Raw genomic sequence first — 8,704 nt, 5'->3', positions numbered from 1 at the left:
GCTGAGTTTTGAAGACCAAGCGGCGCAAGAGAAAATCTACCTACACGCGCAAAAAGACTTAGATGCTTTGGTGCTCAATGACGCCACGGCGCACATCAAGCACGACCAGCACCTCACGGTGGATAACGACCAATTCACGCACGTTAAACATAACCACCTCACGGTGGAGGGCGAAAGCCGCGATAACATAACCAAAGATAGCAGTGTAGAGATTAGCGGGTCATTACAGCATAAAGTGGCCAAACTGACCGCGATAGAAACAGGGCGCGAAATCAGCCTTAAAGTGGGAGCTAAAATCGTTGTAGAAGCTGGGGCTGAAGTGACTTTAAAAGCGGGTGGCAGCTTTGTCAAAGTGGATGCCGGTGGCGTGCACATCGTTGGTCCTGCGATTAACCTCAATGCTGGCGGAAGTGCGGGCAGCGGTAGTGCTTATGGTGGGCAATCCGCCATGTTGGCAACCCCACTACTTGATATGAAAGCTCCGGCCGAATTACAAGCGAGTGCTATTAGCGCGACCATGCAAAGCGGCCAAGCGAATGTGATCACTCATTTTGAGGCTGCCGCAGTACAATCCGTTGCGCAGAAATCATCTGCATCACCACAAAAGCAGTCAGAATCTAAGGCGGCAGAAAAGAGCGCTCAGGAAGAGAGCCCAAAAGAGGATGCACAAAACGAAGATAAAGCATCACTGCTACAATCGGATGTGTTGAAACCTTCAGAAGAGCTGGAAAAGTTAGCGAAGAAACAAGCCAGCGCTTTCAGAAAAGGCAACAATGGCGAAGAAGTGAGCTTGATTCAGCAAGCGTTAATCAAAATGAAATTTGATTTGCAAGCCGATGGTGATTTCGGTAATAAAACCAAAACGGCCATCGAACAGTTCCAAAAAAGTTATCAACCCAGCCATCAAACGCATCCGTCATACAGCATTGGCCCCGTTGATGGTATTGTTGGCCAAGGGACATTGTTAGGTTTAGATGAAGCGCTGGTCGATGGATGGGTTTATGGTGTGGTTATTAAAACTACAGTAATTAAGCTTACACGGAAGTGGCAAACATCTGAATCTACTATCGGAGAGTACTTTATTGAAGGAACAGATGTTAAAGGTTACATACTTGAAGAAAAAGGTCCAGATACAACGGAAGCCGGAAAAGAACAAAGAGTTCCTGAAGGGGAATACGCTCTTGAGTTACATTATGGGAGTAGGTTTAAAGGTGTTTTAAAGCTGTCTAATGATTCTGTTTCAAGATCAAGAGCAATCCTTATCCATTCAGGGAATACAGCAAGAGATACGGAGGGTTGTTTGTTGCCTGGAAAAACAAAAGGTAAAAATTTTGTTGGAAACAGTAGAATTGCATTAGAAGAAATTATCAACATTGTTAACGCCAATGGAGTTGAAAATGCAAAAATCATTATTAGCTCTAATTATGAGGAATAAAATGAGAACCAAGATATTAGGATGGTGTTTATTAGTTATTTCGTTAAGCGTTCAAGGTGCTCAATCGATTGATCCAAATAGCAAATGGTTTAAGCCTTATGGTGCTTCATATGATTCAAGCTGTTTGTTAGAAACTTATGTAAAGATTGAAAATAATATTGATCTTATAAAAAATAATAGATTATTCATTGATTGTTTTCCTAAAAACTTTGACCGTTTTGTGGATATTTTTGGCTATCAAGTTAGTAGCTATTTCGATGTTGAAAAGCACAGCGGATTCTTAGCTGAGAATGAAAAATCACCAGATATTATTAGCCATTTTTTTAAACTTGGAGGTAATGATGACAATATTTATCAAATCTTGTCTATAGGTGTAAATGGCTTTTGGCAGTTAGATAATGTGGGTTTGTATCAATATTACTTGAGAGATTTTATAAAAGAGAATCAGAGTGAGTCGTTTAATTTTTTGGATGATCTAAGTCAGAGAGACTTAGATAGTTTTTGGTTCTTTTTCTTTGATGGCAGATATCCTGATAAAGAGTTACCCCATTATCTTAATAATAATCAATATATATCTAAAAGAGTACTTGATTCAGCTACTAAAGCATATAAAAACTCGCTCGAAAAATGATTACTATTGTTTTAATTATTATGTAAATAGACTGCCTAGTAAATGCTAGGCAGTCTATTGAAACCAATCCTAAAAAATACAATGCTTAGCGAAGTCGCCAGCCTCATTCGCTGTCCAATCACCTTTTGGCTTGTCTTTCATATCTTCACACCACGCGTCGCTGCCAATTTGTGATTGGAAGACACAGTGCTTTGCATAATCCACCGCCTGCCCGGCGTTCCATTCGCCTTTTGGTTTCTCTTTCATATCTTGACACCATGCTTCGCTGCCCACTTCTGAGCAGGCGGCGAGTGAGAATGCAGTAAACAATACCAAGGCTATTTTTTTCATGTTTGAGTTCCAAATGGATGCGATTTTTGTTCGGAGTGACTATACCGAAAATCACGGTCTCAGTGTTAATCCTATGCTAAAAATGGGCATCTAATGATAAATCACTCAGTGATGGTCCTCACTCTTTTTTACTCCTCAGCTCACTAATCAACGATCAAAATCACATTACCTATTTTCGCATCGTGCAAATTATTTTTGCTACGCTAGGATTCATCGAAACGTTTCGATGAGATTTTCTTGAACGATTCAAGAGTGATAGAAAGGTGTCAAAAAGCGAAACATAAAGCCTAACGTGAAGGTATAACAATGAAAAAAAGTACCCTATTAAACTCAGAACTCTCTTACTTGGTGGCTACTTTAGGGCATACCGACGAAATCACAATTTGTGATGCAGGTTTGCCCATTCCTGATGAAGTGCAGCGTATTGATTTAGCATTAACTCACGGTATTCCCGGTTTTATTGACACGGTCCGCGTGATTCTTTCTGAATCTCAAATTGAAGGTGTGATCATTGCTGAAGAGTTTGCACAAGTAAGCCCTGAGCATCACAAAGCGCTGCTTGCTGAGCTGAAAGCGGAAGAGGAGTTGTGCGAGAAAGCGATTGCTGTCACTTACCTCTCTCATCAAGATTTTAAAGAGCGCACTATGCGTAGCCGCGCCGTGGTAAGAACAGGCGAATGTACGCCGTATGCGAATGTTATTTTTCAAGCAGGCGTCGTGTTTTAAGCCGCGATTGAGGATCCACTATGACTCAAGCAATTTTAGCGCTCAGTGAGATTGAAAAAGCGTTCCCCGGCGTGAAAGCGCTCGATAAAGCTAGCCTCAATGTTTACCCCGGCCGCGTGATGGCGTTGATGGGCGAAAACGGCGCGGGTAAATCAACTTTAATGAAAGTGTTGACGGGTATCTATTCATTGGATGCGGGTTCTATCACTTACCAAGGAAAACCAGCCGCCTTTAAAGGCCCACGAGATTCACAACAAGCGGGCATCAGCATTATTCACCAAGAGTTGAATTTGATTCCGGAATTAACCATTGCTGAAAACATTTTTCTGGGTAGAGAGATAACCGGTGCGATGGGGCGAATTTTATGGAATGAAATGTACCAAGCAGCCGACAAACTACTGGCTCGCTTAAATGTTAAACACAGCTCCAAGACCTTGTTGGGTGACTTAAGCCTTGGTGAGCAACAGATGGTTGAGATTGCAAAAGCGCTCTCATTTGAGTCGAAAGTGATCATCATGGATGAGCCGACGGATGCGCTGACGGATACCGAAACTGAATCGTTATTTAATGTGATTAACGAGCTGCGTGAACAAGGTTGCGGCATTGTTTATATCTCACATCGGTTGAAAGAAATTTTTGAAATTTGTGACGACATTACTGTGTTACGTGATGGCAAATTCATTGGCCAGTGCAAAGTGTCTGACACCAATGAAGATGGCCTGATTGAGATGATGGTCGGCCGGAAATTAGAAGAACAGTACCCACGTATTGAGGTAAAGCACGGCGACACTTGTCTTGAAGTGATAGGCCTTACGGGCTCAGGTGTGCATGACATTAATTTTACGCTCAAACGAGGTGAAATCCTCGGTGTCTCGGGTTTGATGGGCGCAGGGCGCACTGAATTAATGAAAGTGATTTACGGCGCGCTGCCCAGTGAGCGAGGCGTGATTAACCTTGAGAACAAAACCATCAACCCAGTCAGCCCACAAGATGGCCTTGCAAACGGTATCGCGTATATTTCAGAAGATCGCAAAGGGGACGGTTTGGTTCTTGGCCTGTCGGTGAAAGAGAACATGTCACTGTGTGCGTTGAATAAATTTAGCAAAGGCGTACAGATTCAACACAGTGATGAAGTCATCGCAGTGGAAGATTTCATTCGCCTATTCAACATCAAAACGCCATCTCGTGATCAAATCATTGGCAATTTATCCGGTGGCAATCAGCAAAAAGTAGCGATTGCCAAAGGGTTGATGACACGCCCTAAAGTCTTGATTTTGGATGAACCCACACGCGGTGTTGACGTGGGAGCCAAAAAAGAGATTTACCAATTGATTAACCAATTTAAAGCCGAAGGGATGAGTATTATTTTGGTTTCGTCAGAGATGCCAGAAGTGCTAGGGATGAGTGACCGAATTTTGGTGATGCATGAAGGTCGAATCAGCGGCGAATTCAGTGCCAAACAAGCCAACCAAGAGATTCTACTCGCCTGTGCGGTAGGCAAAAAGATCAATGAGGAAGCAGCATGAGCAGTAACAGCATGAGTAATTCAACCCAAACTAACCGCAGAAAATGGATCAGTAAAGAGTGGCTCATTGAGCAAAAATCACTGATTGCTTTGCTTTTTTTAGTGGTCGTTGTCTCTTTTTTAAACCCCAATTTCTTCACGGTTGACAACATACTGAACATTTTGCGCCAAACCTCAGTCAACGCCATTATCGCTGTGGGGATGACCTTGGTTATTCTAACGGCAGGTATCGATTTGAGTGTTGGCTCGGTACTGGCGTTGTGCGGCGCTTTTGCTGCAACCATGATTGGTCTTGAGATTCCTGTCATTATCGCAGTCCCTACAGCGTTACTTGCTGGCGCGGCACTGGGTGCGATTAGCGGCATCATTATCGCCAAAGGTAAAGTGCAGGCGTTTATTGCCACCTTAGTCACTATGACCTTACTGCGTGGTGTGACCATGGTTTATACCGATGGGCGTCCAATTTCGACAGGTTTTACCGATACTGCAGATGCTTTTGCTTGGTTTGGTACAGGTTACGCGTTGGGTATTCCCGTTCCGGTGTGGATGATGATGGTGGTTTTTGCTGCGGTTTGGTACTTACTCAACCATACACGTTTTGGCCGCTATGTTTACGCGCTAGGTGGCAATGAGTCTGCGACTCGATTGTCAGGTATTAATGTGGATCGCGTGAAAATTGGTGTGTACGCCATCTGTGGTCTATTGGCTGCGCTGGCTGGCATCATCGTCACGTCTCGCCTCTCTTCTGCGCAACCGACTGCTGGTATGGGTTATGAACTGGATGCCATCGCTGCCGTCGTACTTGGTGGTACCAGCTTGATGGGTGGTAAAGGACGCATTATGGGCACGTTAATTGGGGCGCTGATCATCGGCTTTCTTAATAACGCGCTGAACCTGCTTGATGTCTCTTCTTACTACCAAATGATTGCGAAAGCCGTGGTTATTTTGCTCGCGGTACTCGTGGATAACAAAAATAAGTAACACGATAGAAAACCTCCGTTTTAAAGCGAGCCATATTAGCTTTAAAACGGCCCCTACAAAAAGGACTATAAAGATGAAAAAACTTGCAACTTTAATCTCTGCTGCTCTACTTTCCACCACTGTCTCTGTGGCTGCGCATGCGCAAGACACCATGGCGATTGTACTATCCACTCTGAACAACCCATTTTTTGTCACCATGAAAGATGGCGCAGAAGCGAAAGCAAAAGAGCTAGGCTACAACCTGATCGTCTTGGATTCACAAAATGATCCAAGCAAAGAGCTATCAAACGTAGAAGACTTAACCGTTCGTGGCGTTAAAGCGATTTTGATCAACCCAACCGATTCTGATGCCGTCTCTAACGCCATTCGTATGGCCAACCGCGCTAAAGTGCCAGTGTTGACACTGGATCGCGGTGCAAGCCGTGGTGATGTTGTGAGCCACATCGCTTCTGATAACGTAGTCGGTGGTGAAATGGCCGGTCACTTTATCGTCGAAAAAATCGGTGCAAAAGCCAAAGTCATTCAACTGGAAGGGATTGCCGGCACATCGGCCGCTCGTGAGCGTGGAGAAGGTTTCATGAACGCGGTGAAAGGCAGTGAAATGGAACTGCTTGCTAGCCAGCCTGCTGATTTTGACCGTACTAAAGGTTTGAATGTAATGGAAAATCTGCTAGCGGCAAACCCAGATGTTCAAGCCGTATTTGCCCAAAATGATGAAATGGCATTGGGTGCACTTCGCGCCGTTCAAGCATCAGGTAAAGAGGTGATGATCATCGGTTTTGATGGTACCGACGATGGTATCGCGGCGGTAGAACGCGGCCAACTTGCTGCGACTGTTGCTCAGCAACCAGACATGATCGGTGCACTTGGCATTGAAACGGCCGATAAAATGCTAAAAGGCGAACAAGTGGATGAGTACATTCCGGTTCCTCTAAAAATCATCAGCAAATAATCTTTGCTGTAGGTAGCTCTTTACTGGCTCGTAGAGAGCTACCTCTTCTCTATAACCCCTCAGCCATTAATAACCAGTAATCAGGCTCGATAGGTTTGTTTTTTCAGGTGAAGCCACAAAAGCCAAACCTCTCCAGCTCTATTTCAAACATGTTCACTCATGAACAAAGGACAAATTATGAATCAGTTAGTGGTATTAGGTAGTGTTAACGCTGACCATGTTTTGCAAGTGCCTTCATTTCCTCGCCCGGGCGAGACGCTGCATGGTCGTCATTATCAAGTTATTCCCGGTGGTAAAGGGGCCAACCAAGCTGTAGCGGCCGCGCGATTAAAAGCGGACATCGGTTTTATTGCCTGCGTGGGTGACGACGCATTCGGTATCAATATTCGTGAGAATTTTAAGCTCGATGGTATCAACATTGCGGGAGTTAAAATGCAGCCCAATTGTCCGACGGGCATTGCGATGATCCAAGTCTCGGACAGCGGAGAAAACAGCATCTGTATTTCGGCAGAGGCGAATGACAAGCTGACGGCTGATGCCATTGAACCGGATTTAGCCGCCATTGGTGCGGCCAAATATTTATTGATGCAATTAGAGACGCCAATCGATGGCATTATTAAAGCTGCGCAAATCGCCAAACAAAATCGTACCAATGTGATTTTAAACCCAGCGCCTGCCAGAGATCTGCCTGATACTCTGCTAGAATGTGTCGATGTGATCACACCAAACGAAACGGAAGCGCAGCGCTTAACGGGGATCACGGTTGATGATGATCACTCGGCGCAATTAGCGGCCAATGAACTGCATAAAAAAGGGATTGAAATCGTCTTGATCACCTTAGGTGCAAAAGGCGTTTGGCTAAGCCAAAATGGGCGTGGTCAACTGATTGCTGGTTTTAAAGTCGATGTGACAGACACCACTGCGGCAGGTGATACGTTTAACGGTGCTTTGGTCACGGGTTTGTTGGAAGATATGCCTTTAGAATCAGCCATTAAATTTGCGCATGCTGCGGCAGCCATTTCTGTTACCCGTTTTGGCGCGCAAACCTCAATACCCACCCGAGTAGAAGTGGACGCGTTTCTCGCTCAGCATCAATAGAATAGGAAAAACAGACATGGCGACAATGAAAGATATTGCAAGATTAGCCGGCGTATCCACGTCTACCGTCAGCCATGTCATTAATAAATCTCGCTATGTGAGCGATGAAATTGCTGAGCGTGTCAATAAAGCCGCGCAAGATCTGAACTATGCCCCGTCAGCATTGGCTCGCAGTCTCAAAATGAACCGAACGCGCACCATTGGTATGTTAGTGACCACTTCGACGAACCCTTTTTTTGGCGAAGTGGTCAAAGGGGTAGAGCGCAGTTGCTACCACAAAGGTTATAACCTTATTTTGTGTAATACCGAAGGGGATAGCCAGCGAATGCAAGCCTCTATCAACACGCTGCTGCAAAAGCGCGTTGATGGCTTACTTTTGATGTGTTCCACCTTAGAAGGTGAGCGGATTGACGTTTTTGAACGCTACCCAGATATCCCTGTCGTGGTGATGGATTGGGGCCCAATGCTCTTTCCTAGCGATAAAATACAAGATAACTCTTTACGTGGTGGTTATATTGCGGCGAACTATTTGATTGAGTGCGGTCATAAAGAAATCGGTTGCATTACCGGGCCATTGATTCGACATCAAGCTCAAATGCGTTATGAAGGCTATAAGCGCGCTGTCTTGGAAGCAGGTTTGGACATTTATCCCAATTGGATTGTGGAATCCGATTTTGAATGTGAAGGTGGCTACGAAGCGTTCAATAAAATGTTAGCTAAAGGGCCATTGCCGAGTGCGATTTTTGTCTCTAATGACATGATGGCAATGGGTGTGATTAATGCAGCTAATGAAAAAGGGATCCGCATTCCTGAAGATCTTTCGCTGATGGGGTATGACGATATTCACATCGCCCGTTTTATGTCGCCAGCTCTAACCACTATTCATCAACCCAAATATCGTTTAGGTAAAGCAGCAGTTGACACCTTACTTGCCCGTTTAGAAAACGAAGCGCTCGAACCGCAAATTGTCCAATTAGAGCCGACTTTAGTGGTGCGTAAAAGCATCAAAATGATGAACAAGTAGAT

Annotated in this window: 8 protein-coding genes and 1 pseudogene; 8 read left to right on the top strand and 1 reads right to left on the bottom strand. The window is 44.6% G+C overall.

Annotated features, from left to right (window positions below):
* Positions 1 to 1,318, top strand: a pseudogene (locus tag DD616_RS04245) (DUF5675 family protein); the annotation flags it as partial.
* Between the two features lie 79 nt (positions 1,319 to 1,397).
* Complete coding sequence (locus tag DD616_RS04240) at positions 1,398 to 2,066, top strand: hypothetical protein (protein ID WP_208871507.1); 669 nt, start codon at positions 1,398 to 1,400, stop codon at positions 2,064 to 2,066.
* Positions 2,067 to 2,135: 69 nt separating this feature from the next.
* Here the strand turns inward: DD616_RS04240 and DD616_RS04235 are convergent, their stop codons facing one another.
* Positions 2,136 to 2,396, bottom strand: a complete 261-nt coding sequence (locus DD616_RS04235; RefSeq protein WP_017050233.1) for a DUF3012 domain-containing protein — start codon at positions 2,394 to 2,396, stop codon at positions 2,136 to 2,138.
* 306 nt (positions 2,397 to 2,702) lie between these two features.
* On the opposite strand from DD616_RS04235, the gene rbsD reads away from it, so the two are divergent.
* The 6 genes from rbsD to DD616_RS04205 all read left to right on the top strand — a co-directional run bounded on the left by rbsD (position 2,703) and on the right by DD616_RS04205 (position 8,702).
* A complete protein-coding gene (gene rbsD, locus DD616_RS04230; RefSeq protein WP_013868176.1) occupies positions 2,703 to 3,122 on the top strand; it encodes a D-ribose pyranase in 420 nt (139 codons plus the stop codon).
* A 20-nt stretch (positions 3,123 to 3,142) separates the two neighbouring features.
* Positions 3,143 to 4,648 (top strand): ribose ABC transporter ATP-binding protein RbsA, encoded by a 1,506-nt coding sequence (rbsA, locus tag DD616_RS04225; protein WP_013868175.1) that lies wholly within the window; start codon positions 3,143 to 3,145, stop codon positions 4,646 to 4,648.
* Between the two features lie 11 nt (positions 4,649 to 4,659).
* Positions 4,660 to 5,628: a ribose ABC transporter permease gene (gene rbsC / locus DD616_RS04220; RefSeq protein ID WP_370685851.1), complete on the top strand. Its 969-nt coding sequence runs from the start codon at positions 4,660 to 4,662 to the stop codon at positions 5,626 to 5,628.
* A gap of 73 nt (positions 5,629 to 5,701) precedes the next feature.
* A complete protein-coding gene (gene rbsB, locus DD616_RS04215; protein WP_010320543.1) occupies positions 5,702 to 6,580 on the top strand; it encodes a ribose ABC transporter substrate-binding protein RbsB in 879 nt (292 codons plus the stop codon).
* Between the two features lie 177 nt (positions 6,581 to 6,757).
* Positions 6,758 to 7,678, top strand: a complete 921-nt coding sequence (gene rbsK / locus DD616_RS04210) for a ribokinase (protein ID WP_026028869.1) — start codon at positions 6,758 to 6,760, stop codon at positions 7,676 to 7,678.
* Between the two features lie 16 nt (positions 7,679 to 7,694).
* The gene (locus DD616_RS04205) at positions 7,695 to 8,702 is read left to right on the top strand and encodes a substrate-binding domain-containing protein (protein ID WP_013868172.1); all 1,008 of its coding nucleotides are present in this window, start codon (positions 7,695 to 7,697) and stop codon (positions 8,700 to 8,702) included.
* The last annotated feature ends 2 nt before the right edge of the window (positions 8,703 to 8,704 follow it).

This window comes from Vibrio anguillarum (genome assembly GCF_003390515.1).
Classification (GTDB): domain Bacteria; phylum Pseudomonadota; class Gammaproteobacteria; order Enterobacterales; family Vibrionaceae; genus Vibrio; species Vibrio anguillarum.
This window is presented reverse-complemented; position numbering and strand designations above follow the sequence as displayed.